Source organism: Pseudoalteromonas ardens (genome assembly GCF_030125445.1).
Lineage (GTDB): Bacteria > Pseudomonadota > Gammaproteobacteria > Enterobacterales > Alteromonadaceae > Pseudoalteromonas > Pseudoalteromonas ardens.
This window is the reverse complement of sequence record NZ_JASJUV010000002.1, coordinates 802,661-818,915: the sequence shown is the minus strand read 5'-3', so window position 1 is coordinate 818,915 and position 16,255 is coordinate 802,661. Positions and strand designations below refer to the sequence as shown.

Genomic DNA, 16,255 nt, shown 5'->3' with positions numbered 1-16,255 from the left:
CCACCTGCGAGTTGTATGCACCACATTGACGATCTGATCTCGATATTTAATGCCTTATTCTATCCAAAGTACAATACCAAGCTGGTGGCAGGCACAGATGAGCCAATCTACCTGCCAGCAGATGCGCAGTGTGATTATCACCGTATTGTATTTGCGCATGGTTTCTATGCCAGTGCCTTGCATGAAATTGCCCACTGGCTGGTTGCGGGTACAGCGCGCAGGGAGCAGGAAGATTATGGTTACTGGTACTGTCCTGATGGGCGCAGTAAAGATCAGCAACTGGCATTTGAACAGGTAGAAGTGAAACCTCAGGCTATCGAATGGGCCCTGAGCACTGCTGCGGGGTTTGCATTTAACGTCTCTGTTGACAACTTAAATGGTGAGCCGACTTGCCGTTTCGCTTTTCAAAAGCGTGTTCATTCACAGGTGACGGAGATGCTTACATCCGGCTTCAACGTTCGCACTCAGGCTTTACTCAAAGCGTTATCTCAGTTTTACTCGACCCCCTGGCCACTCAGTACTGGCCAGTTTGAATGGCATTGTCCACAGGAGTTTGCAGATGCAGTTTAAACTAGGATTGATAATCAACCCGGTTGCCGGGTTGGGCGGCGCAGTGGCGCTGAAGGGCAGTGATGGTAGCGACACCGCTGAACTTGCCCGCTCCATGGGTGCTGAGCCAAAAGCACATAGCCGTACGGCGCAGGCGCTGGCATTGTTACATCCTTATCGGGATGTGCTGGAGGTCTATACCGTTAGTGGTGAAATGGGAGAAGAGCTTGCTAAAGCGCATGGTTTTACCACCCGGGTCATTATGACCTGTGGTACGCCCACGACCCCTGAGGACACTGAACAGGCCGCCAGGTTACTTGCCGAAGCGAAAGTAGATTTGTTGCTGTTTGCGGGGGGAGATGGAACCGCACGCAATATTTGCTCTGCGATTGGGAGCGAGGCCCCTGTGCTGGGAGTGCCTGCCGGCTGCAAGATCCACAGCGGCGTATATGCTATCACGCCGAAAGCGGCGGGCCGGGTGGTTGAAATGCTCATCAAAGGTGAATTGGTGACCATAGACGATGCCGATGTGATGGACATAGATGAAAATGCATTCAGAGCCGGAACGGTGCGTGCTAAGCGTTATGGTGAAATGCAGGTACCCAGGGAACTGCGTTACGTACAAAGTGTAAAAAATGGCGGCAAAGAAAGCGATGAACTGGTGCTGGCCGATATTGCTGCGTACGTGATTTCAGAGATGGAAGAAGACGAGCAATATATCATGGGCTCAGGCTCAACCGTGGCCGCGATTATGGAAGAGCTCGGGCTTGATAACACGCTGCTCGGAGTAGATTTGATCCGTGACCATACTTTGCTAGGGAGCGACCTGACTGCACAACAGTTACTGGATAACGTCGGGCATGCACCTACCAAGCTGGTCATTACCTTGATTGGCGGACAAGGCCATATCTTTGGCCGGGGTAATCAGCAGTTGAGTCCGGCGCTGATCCGCCAGATCGGCAAAGACAATATCATTGTGGTTGCAACTAAAAGCAAGTTGCAGGCACTCAATGGTCGTCCTCTGATAGCAGACACGGGCGACCAGGACTTAGACAACGAACTGAGTGGCTACATCAAAGTAGTAACAGGTTATAATGACCATGTAATGTATGCCGTCGGGCATCAGGATTTAATTTAGGAGACAGAATGTCACTTCAAGCGTATATAGAAGCTGCACAGCAGTTTTTTGATGAATTAGTAGAAAGAGCAAGCGATGATGAACTGTTTGCTGGTGGCTACTTACGCGGTCATTTTGACCTGGCAGTTGGATATGCTCAGGTTGAGGAACTGACGTTATCAGTCGATGAGCTAAATGCCAAAGTTGAATCCAGCCTGGTGAAAGCATATCGCGACGGTGAGCTTAACGAGGAAGATAAGCATCACGTAGTCACCATTTGGGAGCGCCTTAAGCAGCTAGGCGCTTAATTTACCAAAAGAAAAAGGCGGTTGATACCGCCTTTTTATTGTCCTAAATGAGAAATTTTTAACGCTGTTAGCGTCCTGTTTGCTCCTTCAAATAGGCCTGGTATTAAGTGAAATTGGTATTACTACTTCAGAGCGCCCAGCGCCACACCACAAATAACACTGCAAACGCAATCAAATAGGTAAGACCTGTCCAGGTCAATATTTGCACCAACTTACTTTGCTGCGCAAACAGTTCTTTGCGGATCAGCGAGAAATTCAGCCAGGCAAAAAATGGCGTGGTTAAAAACGCCAGTGTCATGGCAAACATCAGCATATCTTTGAGATTGGCTTTAAAAAACAGCACCAGCACCATACCGAATACGGCTTGCAGGGTAATAAACAATGACAGGCTGGCTTTGTTTTTATGTGGTTTGATAAGTTTCACAGCATCGTCCAGGGTTCTGGCATAGCCATCCAGTACCGTGATGGTGGTGCCAAACATACATAGAAAGGCTATCGTGGCTATCAACCAGCGTGCCCACTCACCCAGTGTCAGTGCATACATGTCTATCAGTTGTTTAGAAAAAGCGACGCCTGCCAGTTCGATTTTTTGACTCTGGCCATACTGTAGTAACACACCCAGCGAAAAGAACACCACGGCCAGAAACAGCGTCAGAAAGTAGCCAAGGTTAAAATCAAATAAGCCCTGTGCTTTACTGAGCGATTGAGTGCGAGTTTTGGCTTTGAGCCAGAGCGAATTGATGGCTGAGATCTCAATCGGCGCTGGCATCCAGCCCATCAGGGCCACCATAAATCCCAGTAATGCAAGTGAGTAGGGTGACGGGGCCGGTTGTGGTGATGGGTGGACCTGACCCTGTGACACTGCGACCAGCAAGGCTGCCAGTGTGGTAAAGCACAAGATGGCCATGATCCACTTGCTGGCTTTGTCGAGCAGTTTATAGTGACCAAATAATAAGATCCCAAGGCAGATAAATAGCAAGGCATAGCATAAAGTGGTCAACGAGATAGACCAGGGTAACGCATATTGCAGCAGCGCAGCAGTGAGCAACAGTACCCCCGCCGTGTTCACTACCGCAGCGATGACATTGAGTACCACAAACAGATAGAACAAAGCCCGGTTTTTATTGTGATAGCCCGTGACCAGGCTGTTACCGCTATGCAGTGTGTATTCTACACCAAAACGGAAAAAGGGGTATTTGAGTAGGTTAACCGCAACCACTAACCATAATAGTTGCCAGCCGAATAAGGCGCCTGCCTGGGTGGCGGCGACCAGATGAGAGCCTCCGACAGCAGCGGTGGCCATGAGGATCCCGGGGCCCAGGTTCCTGAGTTTAGCAAACATTGATTCCAACACGACGTTCCATGATTTTTGCCACTCATGTTAACGATTTGAAAGCATTTGCCAAGTGGAAAATGACTGGGCTAATGAGGTTGGGAGATCAAAAGCCCTGTCAGGACGTGTAACTGAGTTAACTGGTGAAGTATTCTTCGGTATCGTCTTTGAGGTCCTGGTAGTCGTCTTCATCCAGGTTAAGTGCATCCAATACGCTTTGTTTCATCAGTGGCCAGTCTGGTGCCGCGACAAAGCGTTTGTTGGTGTGAACCAGATTTTCCGCCATTTTCAATGTTGAGAAGGTCAGCATTTCTTCATCACTACGTTTTTCCTGAAGATAGGTAATGTCGTGATGGCGCAGAATAAGCTGACAAATGGGCTTGGGCAAATTCCAACTGTTTGCCAGATAATAACCAATCACAGCATGGTTGGTCTGGTAGCGGGCTTCTTCGAATTCAACCAGCAAGGTATCGTAATTACGGTTTGCGGCGCCCAATACCTCGACATAATCAGGGTAATTGAACGCCATGGCGGGAATACCTGCATCATGGAACAGGCCAAGCATGTACAGGTTTTCGACCGGTACTTTGCTTTTTATCTTATTGCCAATCAGTGTCGCCACATCGGCAATTTCCTGAGCACTGTCCCAAAAACGTTCCAGTTTGATGCAGCACTTGGATTGATCAAAGGCTTGCTTGAGCAAATAGCCTGTCACCAGCATAGTAATGCTGTTAAGTCCCAAAAACATCACGGCCTGGCGAATGTCCGTAATGGTACGTGAAAAGCCATAGCTGGAGGAGTTAATTACTTTTAATACTGCGGCGGAGGTCGCTACATCTGTTGCTATCAGCGCGGCAATTTCGCCTAGCTCAGGTTCTGGTTGTTGCAATACCTGATGCAAACTTTGCAACAGCTCAGGCTTTGCTGGCAGGCAAAACCCATGATTCATATCCTTAAGCACGGCGTTGTCTATTTCGATCATAGCGGTCTCGTTGAGAAAAATACTGAAAACACGATCAGCCAGCCCGGAGTCTGGCTGGTTTTCCAAGTATAGTAGCTGAGTTGAATTACGCATTCTTTGCGATAACGCAAAATAACGCATAAATAATACCCACGTAATTGATTAAGGAACAAATGAATTGGCATTGTTACGGTTGTTAAGTTAAAGTTGGCTAATTTTCTTTTTAGGGATTAACTATGGAACAAGCGAAAAACGCGAATAACGACACCAGTTTCGTTATGCGATTCCTCAACAACATTGAAAGGGTGGGCAATAAGCTGCCTGATCCTGCCATGATCTTCCTCGGTGCCATGCTGCTGATTTGGCTATTGTCCTGGATGCTGTCAGGCGTCAGTTTTGATGCCATCGATCCGCGCACCGGAGAGGCGATTGTTGTTCATAACCTGCTAAGCGGCGATTCTCTGGCCGGCTTTTTGGCCTCAATGGTTAAAACCTTCACCGGCTTTGCACCGTTGGGTGTAGTATTGGTTGCTATGCTGGGTGTCGGTGTGGCGGAGCACTCAGGCTACATTAATGCTGGTCTTAAGCTGATGTTGAAACGCACGCCTCAGGCCCTGCTAACTCCCTCTATCATTTTGATCGCGATTGTAAGCCACACAGCGACCGATGCCGGTTATGTGTTGGTAATTCCATTGGCGGGTGTGATTTTCTATGCCATGGGCCGTCACCCGCTGGCAGGTATTGCAGCGGCATTTGCCGGGGTAAGTGGTGGCTTTAGTGCGAACTTTATCCCTTCTGGTATTGATCCTTTATTGCAGAGCTTCACTCAAAGCGCGGCCCAAATCATTGATCCTGACATCTCAGTCAACCCGCTGAACAACTGGTTCTTCACGTCGGCGTCGAGCATCTTTATTATCCTGCTTGGCTGGTACATTACTGATAAAATTATTGAACCGCGTCTGGCATCGACCAAAGTCGATGGTGATACTGACGATCTGCCTGAATTTAACGAAGTAACCGGTAAAGAGCGTTCGGCATTTTACGCGGCGTCTGCTGTCATGCTGGCTGGTATTGGCTTGCTTATCTACGCTGCCAGTGGCGAAGACTCGGCACTACGTAGTGAAAGTGGTGCATTGACCGATTTTAGTGCACCGTTGATGCAGTCCATTGTACCGCTGATTTTCTTACTGTTCTGGATCCCGGGTGCCGTATTTGGCTTTATGGTTGGCACCTTTAAGTCATCAAAAGACATGATAGATGCAATGAGTAAGTCGATGAACTCAATGTCTTATTACATCGTCATGGCATTCTTCTGTGCACTGTTTATCGCGGCATTTAGCCAGTCTAATCTGGGGGCATTATTGGCCATCGAAGGCGCTGAAGTCTTAAAGGCAATGGCACTGCCAAGCTCAGTGACTGTGATTGGGATTATCTTCCTGACTGCTTTTGTGAATCTGTTTGTTGGTTCAAGTTCTGCAAAATGGGCACTGTTGGGCCCAATCTTTGTGCCTATGCTGATGCAACTGGGTATTTCACCTGATCTGTCTCAGGCGGCATATCGTGTTGGTGACTCCAGCTCAAACATCATTACACCATTGATGCCTTACTTCCCGCTGGTGGTGGTTTACTGTCAGAAGTATGTGAAAGACACCGGAATTGGTACATTGCTGGCACTGATGTTGCCTTACTCTATTGCCTTCCTGATTGGCTGGAGCTTATTCTTGCTGGCATACTGGGGCCTGAGCATTCCTCTGGGTCTACAGTCTAGCTATATTTATCCGGCTGGTTAATCTGCTGAACTTATGGATGAGGCTGTTATGCCTCATCCAGTTTTCCTCTCATGCAACTGTTCACGCCCGCTTGCAAAGACATCCAATCAAAATCGTATCTGCTCATAGACATCTTTTTCACTCATTCTGGCAAAGTAGTGGGTTACTGATAGCAATAAAGAAAAAAGCCGACTTCTGTCGGCTATATGGATCTGCTATTGGTTGGGCCAAAAGCACCAAGGGAAATCTTACTGCCTCCGTGCAGTAAATACTCAAGGGAGGTTGAAAATCCAAGTAACCAATAAGAGTACATACCGGTTAAAAGCAGGCGCATCATACCCCTGTTAGATGACTAAATTATGACAAACTGTGCCGGCCTTTTAGTTTTGTTTCGTTTCTGAGGTGAGTCTGCTTAAGGTAATGAAAAGTTGAACGCCCTGTGCGTCAATAGAGAAAAGTACTTGAATAGATTAGAATAGTCACAGACGAATGGCCTGCAGGGTCAATGACGAGGAAGGTGAGATGTTACGAGTTACGCTTGAGCAGTGGCGTATGTTTCGCGCTGTTGTGGAGTATGGCGGATTTAATCAGGCTGCTAAGGCTATCCATAAGAGTCAGTCGAGCATACATACGGCAGTACAGAAAATAGAAACTGCGTTATCGGTTAAGCTATTTCAGGTGGAAGGCCGCAAAACGCACCTGACGGAAGCCGGCGACATGATGTTGCGCCGCGCCAATTATTTGCTCAACGAAGCCGAGAAAGTCGAAGCGGTTGGACAGACTCTGGCAAAAGGCGTAGAGAGCCACCTGCGTATTGCCGTCGACGAAATCTTTCCTCAGTCATTGCTCTACAAAGTGCTGGAGACGACTTCTCAGGCCTATCCATTGCTTCGCATTGAACTGGTTGAGTCTATTCTGTCAGGGTCGTTTGAGGCGCTTCAGAACGCCAAGGTGGATATTGCCATCTCGCCTATGGTACTGGCAGATGGGTTCAGTGAACAGTTATGTCAGGTGGAGTTTGTGGCTGTTGCCCATCCGGAGCATAAATTACATCAGTTGGACCGTGAGTTGACACTGGAGGACCTCAAATCATTCAGGCAAATCGTAGTCAGAGATTCTGCATTGGGTAAGGGGACAGACAGCGGCTGGCTGGGGGCTGATCAACGCTGGACCGTAAGTCATTTGCGCACTATGGTAGATATGGTGACTCAGGGGCTGGGTTTTGCCTGGTTGCCCAGAAGTGCCATTATAGCGCAGCTGAGCACAGGCGCGTTACAACCGCTGCCATTAACTCACAATCGCACACGTCAGGCTCAGCTCAACCTGATTTTCAAAGATGGAGACACGCTTGGCCCGGCTGCCAGGGCGTTTCTTGGTGAGCTGAGATATCAGTGTATGGCGCTGGAAGACCAGCAAAGCGATTAAGTGGCTGAGGCCTCGTGTGAGTTCGTCAGCACCTGCTCAACAGCTACAGGGCGACTAAACCAGTAGCCCTGAAACTCTTTAACGCCCAGTTCGAGCAGTTTATTCAGCTGCTCCTGGGTTTCAACGCCCTCTGCCAGTGCCGCAATACCGAGGTTATCACACATGGTCAGGATCCCCAGTAACAGCGCCTGCTGTTTTTGATCTGAGGTGATCTGCGTGACCAAAGAGCGGTCTAGTTTGAGCCGCTTAATGGGTGAGGCCAGAACACGTGCAATATTGGAATATCCTATCCCGAAGTCATCAATACTCAGGCTGAACCCCATTTTATCCAGAGCTTCCATGATCTGGTTGTGATCATCGGCAAAACTATACTCGGTGAGCTCAAATTCAAACATGCGCGGATTCAGGCCATAGCTGTGCACTATGGCCAGTGTGTTGCGGGCAAACTGCTCGCAGGCAATGTCTCGGGAGCTGATATTGATGGCAATAGGCACATGAATATCCGGGTGGCTCTGCAAGGTGTGACATACTTTGTGCAGAATGCGTTGTGTCAGGTGGTTGACCAGGCCAAACTCCTCAGCAATGGGCACAAACTCCCCGGGAGATACCCAGCCCAGCAAGGTGCTGTGCCAGCGGGCCAGGGCTTCATAGCCAATCACAGAGTGGGTGTTATCGTGCTTGCTTTGTAAGACAATTTGCAACTCGTCATGTTCCAGTGCTTTTTCAAGCAACAGGGCCATTTCGTGACGCGCCAGCGTCTGACGCCGAGTGCCGTGGTCAAAGATGGCCAGGTCATCGCCTGCACCACGTAATTCACAGGCCTGCTGCGCATTTTTCAGCAGACGCTCCGGGATATAACCATGTTCAGGGTAGGTGGCAATGCCTACAGCATAACGAGCGTGAAACTGATGTTGACCCAGCTTAAGCCAGAAATCGAGATGCTGATGCCAGCGTTGTGCTACTTCCAGCACAGGTGCATCGGGCTCTATGATAATAGCGAGTCTTCCGGCACCAATGTAGGCAATTTGATCGAGCAAACTGGGGTCGTGCTCAGCCACCTGATTAATGTGGCCATATAAGTGTTTGTGCAGCTCACCATCAATCAGGTAATCCAGTACATGTTTGTTGAGGTTTTCAGCAATCAGCAGGGCAAATGGCCGGCCGCGATCAATATGCACCTGTAATTGCTCGGTAAGCCAGGTCTTATTCGGTAAGTTAGTCCGGGCATCAAAGTATTTAGCTTGCTGGTGGGCGACATCCAACGCCAGCAGATCCTGCTGAAGTTGATGCTGATCAGAGACATCATTAAGATACCAGGCACACAGTTGCTCGGAATGATATTCCCGCGACGCCAGCTCTATCGTACTTTCGCCGACATGAAAGGTATTCAGATCGGCTTCAATCAGGTTGTTGTTGTTGAGCAATCGGCTCAGGTCGTCCTGAGTTACACGAGCGAAATTACAGGGCAGGGGTTGAGTTTGGATCCCCAGTAATCGGCGCGCTTTTTCATTGGCTTCAACGATATTAAATTGCTGGTCTACCAGTACAATAGCGTGAAATGATTTCTGAAAGAAACGTTGATAAATTTGTTTCTGAGAAGCCAGTAGTTCGTTATTGCTTGCCATATGCAAGTTCAGTCGGCTGGCGGCCAGGCTGGTGCGCCACACGGCCAGCGGCACTGTGCAGTTAAAGAAGAAAAACAATAAAAAATGAATGTAAATGTCTCCGTCTACCAGCATGCGTTCACCTGACGGGATCATCGAAACATTAACCTGCTGTACTATCATCAGAAACGGGACGATATTTAATGCTGCGTAAAAAATCGCAGTTCGCTTACCCAGCAGCAGTAAAGCCAGAATAGGCGTGATGTAGACAAAAATAGAGCCAAGCTGAGCAAGGGGTAACAAAGGGATAAACAGTTTAATGGCCACACCTGCGGCCACAATGGCAATCATCAGCAGGTGAGCACACAACTGGTAGGCACTGCGGCTCAGCGTAAGCAACACGCCAATAGTAAGTGTAAAGCCGGATGTGAGCGCCAGCACATAGTTAAGTTCAAATGCCAGTGCAGCAGGCAAGCTGTTGATAAAGATCCCCAGGCACAATAAAAGTCCGGTCACCAAAATAATGCGCAGTGCACTGACACGCCAGTTAGGCACCTCGCTTGGCGATTGGGTTTCTTCCTCAAGTAAGAAAAAGCGGCTTAAAGAACTCAAAACGTTACAGTTATTATTATTGTTTTTCCCGATACTAAGGCCATAAGGGTCTCAATTCAATGGGTAGAGACAGTAAAAGCTGCGCTAAATCAGTTTAATTGCGGTTTTTTTCAACATACTGGAGGGGAAGTAGTCAAACAAAGAGTTGAAATTTAAGGGAGATTCAAAAAACATGCCTTAAAAGAGGGCTTTTCGTTGTGCAGGTCCTGGTGTAGCCTGAAAGCACAGAACAAGCCCTTGCTGTGATTCCCGTCTGGTCTGAAGTAGGCCTACAAAGATAAGCCTGTGTCACCTTTAGTGCTTGAGGATTAAGGTAAGTACCAAGTGTTGCTGTTCGCATAACGAGATCCTCAGTCATGCTTATACAAGGTCTCGTTCTTTAAATGGCTTTTTTGTCTTGAGCAATGAAAGTTATGGTGGTAAGTTTTTGTTTATATTGATGTATTGATGTATTGATGTATTGAAGTTTGAAGTGAGTGTCTAAGTGGCTTGCAGCAAGACAGTTGGCATAGAGTCTAGTCTCAGGGAGTTACACATTCAAACGAACGTTAATGGTGGCGAACAAGACTTGATGCGAGCGTAAAAATGTCAATGATCTTGGCCATGTTTGCTTCTCAGTCAGATGTTATATCTTATCTTTAGAATTGTAATAAAACTAGGTGAAGACCTCTTTTATTTTAAATTTTAATAATAAAAACAAACTCTTGCGGAGTGATGTGACAGTGTGGTTTGTACCAAAGTTGAAACTTTCTGGATTGCTGTTTTTCTCATACTTTTATGGCGTTAGCTTGTCAATGAGGTTATGTAAATGAAAGGAGACTTTGAATTTTTACTTGGATTAGTAGAAGAGTTTTTCGGGCAAGATGAAATTCAAAATAAGCTTAACCTACTGAATCAGTATGAATTTACTGGATGGGAAATATGGTTTCAGGTCGAGTTTGCAAGCTTTCTTTTGCAGCATGATGCAGTGGCGGAAATGATACGTGAGTACCCGTATTCAGCTGATAGACGCATGCGTGGAAGTCAAACCAGAATGCATATCGATTTTCTAATACGTAAGAAACGTAGTTTGAGGGGGTCTTATATCGCTCTTGAGGTTAAGCAAAATCAAAGTGCGTCATCTTGCGTTAAAGGAATGATGAACGACATTCATAAAGTATGGAAAGTAAAAAGGTCAGAAGACGATTTACGTAGTATGTGGTGTTTGGGGATCTATCCAACGGTCGATGACGAGAAAATTTCACAAGTAATTGATAAACAATCAGAAGCTGCAGGGATAGAATTGCCTGAACATCTAATACAAACAAAACAAGTTCCAAACACTTGTTTTTCATTCACCTTACTGTAGCACGTTTACTGGCAATGTAAGCGTGGCTTCAACGTAGGTATTTTTATTTGTTTATTTTTACAAAACCAATTACTTAACAGGACCCTGGTACAGGAGTTCAACAATATGAAATACCTCGAAGTCTCTCTAACGATTTTGGCGGTTAACCTGACATAACACTGAAAGCTCAGGAGATATTATGCGAGATGTGCAATCAACTCATATCTGAGTCTAAACTTTTGCTATTTAGTGAAACTTTCTATCCAGACGCTTTGAATGAACCTGGTCACAGATGGGCAGAGTTGATGATTAGCACATTAATAGACAAGCTTATTCAAGTAAATCACAGGGTCTAAGTAAATTCTTCGTCAGTTAAGATAGCGCTTTTATCGAACAGAGCTGCATTGCGGGTACTTAATCTGGTACTTTGTAATGGTATCCGAAGAGTAGAAAATGCAGTCTTTTGCTTTTTGATTGTTAATTTCAGCCCGCAAATTTGAGACATTTATCAGGGTGTCAGTTGCAAGGAGTTAAGTTTGGAAGATGTTGTAGGGTTAGGGAAAAGTATTGAAAAGATCCTGGATGTGATAGCCAGGGGAACAGGTATATTATACGAACCGGTAAAAATACGCCGTGCTGCTGAAGCAGAGGCATATAAAATTAAGCTTCTTGCTGAAGCCCAAGCTAATAAACACAAAACTTTCACAGCAGCAAAGGTTGAAGAAAAACTGGTTTACGAAAGAGCAAAAGATTGCCTGATTGAAAGGGCTGCTCAGCGCAAACTACATAAGGAGTTGAGTAAACAGCGCAATATTGAAAAAGTTTTTGCACTTGCGGCGATGGCTGTACCTGAGAAGGTCTCAGAAGATCCTGTTGACACTGATTGGCTCAATCAATTTATTGAAGCTGCAGAAACTGTATCGTCAGAAACAATGCAAAAAATCTGGGCTAACGTACTCGTTCAGGAAGTTGAGGGACCTGGGAGGTTTTCTTTGAAGAGTCTCGATTTTTTAAAGAGACTTACTAAGTATGAAGCCGATGCTTTTTATAAGCTTTGTCGATATGCTAGGTATGAACCTTCTACCGGTCAATATATCGTGTTAGCTGGCGTTAAAAAAACAGGCATTTTTGCGTCACTATTTTTATTTGATAATGAAGATACTATCTTTCCATACCACAGCCAATTAGACATTACAGAATTGATGAATTTACAGGGAATAGGGCTTATTTATGAAGAGCAGCTTATTAGAAATGGCTTACCTAAGGGGGAAGTTTTAGAGTTTGATGGGCTTAAGCTTACGATAAAAAAGAAAAACGTAACCCCAGTCTTTTATAGCTTAACCCCGTTGGGAAATGAAATTGCACAGCTTATAGATAGTAAGGTGGATGCTGAGTATATTTCAGCTTTTCAGAAAAAATACAAAAAACTTGCTCTAATAGAGCTAAGTAATTAATAAGTCGCACATATGATTTTCATGACTTGGTGTTTTCAGCTCAAGTGTTGAGCTTGTGCTTTTGGTGCAATGGTTTGGCATAGTCAGCGATTATGATTATAAGTGTTGAAACTTTGCCAAGCTAAGAACAAGTGAAAGCTGGAAGAGTACATATGTGCAGCGTATTAAGCTGTCTATTTAGAGGTATGGAATAGGGTTCTGAATAATCATCCCGATATGGTAGTTTAAGTAGCAAAAAATACGACAGTACCGCTGTGAGCGGCTGGAGCTAATCGTGGGTAACCCTGACGTATGTACGTTGATGGTTGACAGCAAAAAAACTTAAAGAATCCTCGGTGGTAAAGCATTGCTTCTGATAGAAGCAATGCTATGCATAGATGTATTACTCGTCACATAAAGTTACTCTGACTGTAGTCATATTTTTTAGTAAGAATATTTTTGGGGCATTTCCGGCTTGGTATAGAAGTGAATTGAAATAGGAGGGTTAAGGTGTTTTCTGATCAATATAAGTATCGTATTTTCTATTTTAATGCTCTGCGTTGATCCTCCAAAGTGCCGATGTCCATACTGATCTATCAGTCATATTTTCCCTATATAATACTTAAAGTTTTGAAAGTGGTAGGTGTTTTTAAAAACAAGTGTTCGCGTGCGCTTTGTTAATTTGATGTGCTTGCTCTATTTTGTTTATTACCCATTTCCAGTCCGGCTGTGTTATAATGTAACATTTCAGTTAGGCTAAATTATTCAAGGAAGCATAAATATGAAGGTGGTCTATCTTTTTTTAGTCCTCGTGTTTTGTACGTTCAGCAGTCGTGTGTTAGTTGCAAAGGAAGCTGCTAGTCCGCTTACCGTGCCTTTGTCGGACGGCACTTTGCTCAGAGCGACTGTATTTCTGCCTGAGACAGATGAGGCGAAGCCGGTTATTTTACAGATCACACCCTATGGCCGGGATGAAGCGACCGAACGTGGTAAGTTTTTCCGAAATCATGGCTATGTGTTTATCGCCGTTGACAGTCGAGGAACGGGTGACTCACAGGGGGAGTTTGTCCCTTTTGCAGATGATGGTAAGGATGCATATGACATAGTTGAATGGGTCGCGAAGCAGTCATTTAGTGACGGTCAGGTTGCCACACTGGGTGGCTCGTATCGTGGTTTTGTTCAGTGGTCGATGCAAAAGTTCTCACCGCCATCCCTAAAATCTATGATTGCCATTGCCTCTGTTTATCCCGGTAAGGATTTCCCTCTCAGAAACAACATTTTTGTGAATTACACTATGTCCTGGTTAAACATGGTGTCAAAAGCAGGTAAGGGCGCTTCGTACGGAGGGGGCCCTTGGAATGAACTTTATTTAAAGCAGAAAAATAACGGACTCGCATTTTCTGAATTAGATGAATTAGCTGGCAATCAAACTACTGAGTATCAAACCTGGTTGCAGCATCCAAAGTATGATGACTATTGGCAGGGCTTTGTACCAAAGGCCGATAATTACCGGGCGATCAATGTGCCTATCCTGTCTGTGACCGGGCATTATGATGGAGATCAGCATGGCACTTTGCTTTACTATCAAAACCATCAAAAATGGGGTCGTCCAGAGGTGTTTGATCAACATTATTTGATCATGGGCCCATGGGATCACGGTGGCACTCGTTACCCAAAACCGGCTCTGGGGCAGTTGCAATTGGGAGATCGCAGCGTGCTGGATATGAAGCAAGTGTACTTGGATTGGTTTAACTGGACCCTTAAAGGCAAAGATAAACCACGCTATCTCAAAGGAAAGATCAGTAAATATATCCAGAAAGCGGGTACTTGGCATGCCAGCAAGCAGTTGGCACAGGGCCGCTGGCATACACTGTACTTAACACGTACTAAGCGGCCAGAGTTATCTGCATCCCCTTCTGTTGTGGTTGATGCCGACCGTCGTCACTCTCACTATGTTTATGATCCTATGCGTAAGGTCAGTGCGCCATCAGTGTTTGATCTCAGTGGAGAAGCGCCTCTTTGGCATGCTGATGGTGAAAAGCTTGTCTTTGATAGTGCAGAGCTTTCCGAAGATCTTGTATTATCGGGTCAGATCCAGACGAGATTGTGGCTGAGTATTAATGTCCCTGATACGGATTTTCATGCGAGCGTATTTGAAGTGTGCCCCGAGAAAAAGCCGTTGCTATTGGCTTTTGCAATGAAAAGAGCCAGGTATCGTAACGGCCTTCAAAAACCAGAAATGGTGACGCCTGGTCAACCGTTTAGCCTGAATATGGACGATTTCAATTATGTTTCACGTGTATTGTCCAAAGGCTGCAAATTACGCTTTGTTGTCTCATCGAGCAGTTGGTATCATCAGAAGCATTATAACGGGGAAAGTGCGGTTGCCTATCAAACTGCTAAAGATGCCAAGGTCGCAAAAGTCACGTTATGGCATGATAACACCTATGTAAGCCAACTACGATTGCCGGTGCTTGAAACGGTACCAGCGAGCTACGATGGGGCTTTCCCTCTGGCATCTAAAGTAGGGAAAGAACAATAAAGACAAGGCTTCCGCTGAGGTGATGTCTGTATTTGCTCTTTATGCCAATGACATAAGCAATGATTTGTAGGGAAAACATCATGCAATTTGAAAGCTGGATAACTTTTTGCTCAATCGCGTTACTGGCAACCGCCACACCCGGGCCTGCGGCTTTGTTGGTGTCTATGCACAGTTTGAGTTTTGGTTTCAGGAAGTCGATGTTGACCGTACTGGGTAACATCACCGGGCTTTTCATGATGTCTGGGTTAGCTGTACTTGGTCTGAGCACGGTGATCCTGCATTCTGCACTTGCCTTTACCATTATTAAAGCCCTGGGCGCATTATATCTTATCTATTTGGGTGTGAAATTGTGGCGACATGGGCTGAGTAAACTAGACGTCAATGAATCCAGCTGTGCTAAAAGTAACGCACTCAGTTTATACGCTCAGGGTGTGCTGGTTGCGTTAACTAATCCCAAAGCAATCGTTTTTACAACAGCGCTCTTCCCGCAGTTTATTGTTGTCTCAGAACCATTGTTTGCTCAGTTCTCGGTACTGGTTTTGAGTTTTATGTCTTTATCGGTGTTGTGTTTGTCCAGTTACGCTTTTGTAGCCCAACGTGCAAAATCTAAGGCACGTAACCTGGTGTCGGGTACATGGCTGGGTAAACTATTTGGTTCCACGTTTATTGGTGCAGGCTGTTTTCTTGCAACAACGTCCAGGTAACCAGGCAGCGAAAAACCAGCCAACTTTCTATATTAAGTATTGGATATACAGATGAATAAGCAGTTTATTCCGGAGTCATTTGAACCGCCAGTTAATCTGGATACGGAGCACTTTCATTTCAGGGTGTTGGACACCAGTGTTGCCGAACCTGATTACGAAGCGGTAATGTCAAGCCAGCAAAACTTGCAGGGAATTTTCGGCCCGGATTTTGACTGGCCGAAAGCAGATATGACGCTGGATGAGAGCAGAGCAAGCCTGAAAGTACATCAGCGTGAATTTGCCGCGCGGGAGGCATTTGCCTACTCCGTTTTTGATTGCTCACAAAAACGCTGTCTGGGGTCGGTATATATTGATCCAAGTCGTTCACCTGAATATGACTGTGAAGTATATTTATGGGTGCGATCAGACAGTCAGGCATTGGATCCCGTGCTGTATAAAACGGTTCAGAGCTGGCTCGGCGACCATTGGCCATTTAACAAGGTTGCTTTTGTGGGAAGAACGATTTCCTGGCAAACCTGGGGGGTGGAAATCTCATCCACACAGAGTGCTTCGACACTTAGGGAAGGTTAAA

13 protein-coding genes are annotated in these 16,255 nt (G+C 45.9%); 10 read left to right on the top strand and 3 right to left on the bottom strand.

The genetic code is table 11. The annotated features are described in order from the left end of the window. Positions 1-15 precede the first annotated feature (15 nt). From QNM19_RS08590 to QNM19_RS08580, 3 genes are read left to right on the top strand one after another with little or no spacing between them, the layout of a single operon-like run. On the top strand, positions 16-570 hold the full coding sequence (locus QNM19_RS08590) for an elongation factor P hydroxylase (protein WP_284026595.1): 555 nt from the start codon (positions 16-18) through the stop codon (positions 568-570). After that, positions 560-1,687 carry an ATP-NAD kinase family protein gene (locus QNM19_RS08585; RefSeq protein WP_049863926.1) on the top strand — a complete coding sequence of 376 codons (1,128 nt, stop codon included), beginning with the start codon at positions 560-562 and terminating at the stop codon, positions 1,685-1,687. Before QNM19_RS08590 ends, QNM19_RS08585 begins: the two co-directional genes overlap by 11 nt. A gap of 8 nt (positions 1,688-1,695) precedes the next feature. Then, positions 1,696-1,974, top strand: coding sequence for a YfcL family protein (locus QNM19_RS08580; RefSeq protein WP_049863908.1), 279 nt, complete (start codon positions 1,696-1,698; stop codon positions 1,972-1,974). Between the two features lie 127 nt (positions 1,975-2,101). On the opposite strand, the gene QNM19_RS08575 is transcribed toward QNM19_RS08580, so the two are convergent. After that, positions 2,102-3,277, bottom strand: a complete 1,176-nt coding sequence (locus tag QNM19_RS08575; protein WP_049863909.1) for an NRAMP family divalent metal transporter — start codon at positions 3,275-3,277, stop codon at positions 2,102-2,104. 166 nt (positions 3,278-3,443) lie between these two features. Next, complete coding sequence (locus tag QNM19_RS08570) at positions 3,444-4,289, bottom strand: HDOD domain-containing protein (protein WP_040644460.1); 846 nt, start codon at positions 4,287-4,289, stop codon at positions 3,444-3,446. Between the two features lie 215 nt (positions 4,290-4,504). Here QNM19_RS08570 and QNM19_RS08565 point away from each other — a divergent pair, with 215 nt between their 5' ends. Then, entirely contained in the window at positions 4,505-6,058 is a 1,554-nt protein-coding gene (locus QNM19_RS08565) for an AbgT family transporter (RefSeq protein WP_049863910.1), read from the top strand. A 501-nt stretch (positions 6,059-6,559) separates the two neighbouring features. Further along, on the top strand, positions 6,560-7,462 hold the full coding sequence (locus QNM19_RS08560; protein WP_049863911.1) for a LysR family transcriptional regulator: 903 nt from the start codon (positions 6,560-6,562) through the stop codon (positions 7,460-7,462). On the opposite strand, the gene QNM19_RS08555 is transcribed toward QNM19_RS08560, so the two are convergent. Beyond that, on the bottom strand, positions 7,459-9,678 hold the full coding sequence (locus QNM19_RS08555) for a GGDEF domain-containing phosphodiesterase (RefSeq protein WP_284026594.1): 2,220 nt from the start codon (positions 9,676-9,678) through the stop codon (positions 7,459-7,461). The two genes, QNM19_RS08560 and QNM19_RS08555, sit on opposite strands and share 4 nt — an antisense overlap. Before the next feature lie 808 nt (positions 9,679-10,486). Here QNM19_RS08555 and QNM19_RS08550 point away from each other — a divergent pair. The 5 genes from QNM19_RS08550 (at position 10,487) to QNM19_RS08530 (ending at position 16,254) form a co-directional block, all read left to right on the top strand. Then, positions 10,487-11,026, top strand: coding sequence for a hypothetical protein (locus QNM19_RS08550; protein ID WP_049863913.1), 540 nt, complete (start codon positions 10,487-10,489; stop codon positions 11,024-11,026). Positions 11,027-11,541: 515 nt separating this feature from the next. Beyond that, a complete protein-coding gene (locus QNM19_RS08545) occupies positions 11,542-12,459 on the top strand; it encodes a TIGR03899 family protein (RefSeq protein WP_049863914.1) in 918 nt (305 codons plus the stop codon). A gap of 814 nt (positions 12,460-13,273) precedes the next feature. Further along, positions 13,274-14,980: a CocE/NonD family hydrolase gene (locus QNM19_RS08540; protein WP_197094258.1), complete on the top strand. Its 1,707-nt coding sequence runs from the start codon at positions 13,274-13,276 to the stop codon at positions 14,978-14,980. 80 nt (positions 14,981-15,060) lie between these two features. Beyond that, complete coding sequence (locus tag QNM19_RS08535) at positions 15,061-15,684, top strand: LysE family translocator (RefSeq protein WP_049863916.1); 624 nt, start codon at positions 15,061-15,063, stop codon at positions 15,682-15,684. A gap of 51 nt (positions 15,685-15,735) precedes the next feature. Continuing rightward, positions 15,736-16,254 (top strand): hypothetical protein, encoded by a 519-nt coding sequence (locus tag QNM19_RS08530; protein WP_049863917.1) that lies wholly within the window; start codon positions 15,736-15,738, stop codon positions 16,252-16,254. The last annotated feature ends 1 nt before the right edge of the window (position 16,255 follow it).

Excerpts from the sequence above, each read along its gene's own strand:
- QNM19_RS08565 (WP_049863910.1), top strand. The coding sequence starts at position 4,505 with ATGGAACAAGCGAAAAACGCGAATAACGACACCAGTTTCGTTATGCGA.
- QNM19_RS08585 (WP_049863926.1), top strand. The coding sequence starts at position 560 with ATGCAGTTTAAACTAGGATTGATAATCAACCCGGTTGCCGGGTTGGGC.
- QNM19_RS08590 (WP_284026595.1), top strand. The coding sequence starts at position 16 with ATGCACCACATTGACGATCTGATCTCGATATTTAATGCCTTATTCTAT.
- QNM19_RS08570 (WP_040644460.1), bottom strand. The coding sequence starts at position 4,289 with ATGATCGAAATAGACAACGCCGTGCTTAAGGATATGAATCATGGGTTT.
- QNM19_RS08530 (WP_049863917.1), top strand. The coding sequence starts at position 15,736 with ATGAATAAGCAGTTTATTCCGGAGTCATTTGAACCGCCAGTTAATCTG.
- QNM19_RS08550 (WP_049863913.1), top strand. The coding sequence starts at position 10,487 with ATGAAAGGAGACTTTGAATTTTTACTTGGATTAGTAGAAGAGTTTTTC.
- QNM19_RS08535 (WP_049863916.1), top strand. The coding sequence starts at position 15,061 with ATGCAATTTGAAAGCTGGATAACTTTTTGCTCAATCGCGTTACTGGCA.
- QNM19_RS08575 (WP_049863909.1), bottom strand. The coding sequence starts at position 3,277 with ATGGCCACCGCTGCTGTCGGAGGCTCTCATCTGGTCGCCGCCACCCAG.
- QNM19_RS08580 (WP_049863908.1), top strand. The coding sequence starts at position 1,696 with ATGTCACTTCAAGCGTATATAGAAGCTGCACAGCAGTTTTTTGATGAA.
- QNM19_RS08560 (WP_049863911.1), top strand. The coding sequence starts at position 6,560 with ATGTTACGAGTTACGCTTGAGCAGTGGCGTATGTTTCGCGCTGTTGTG.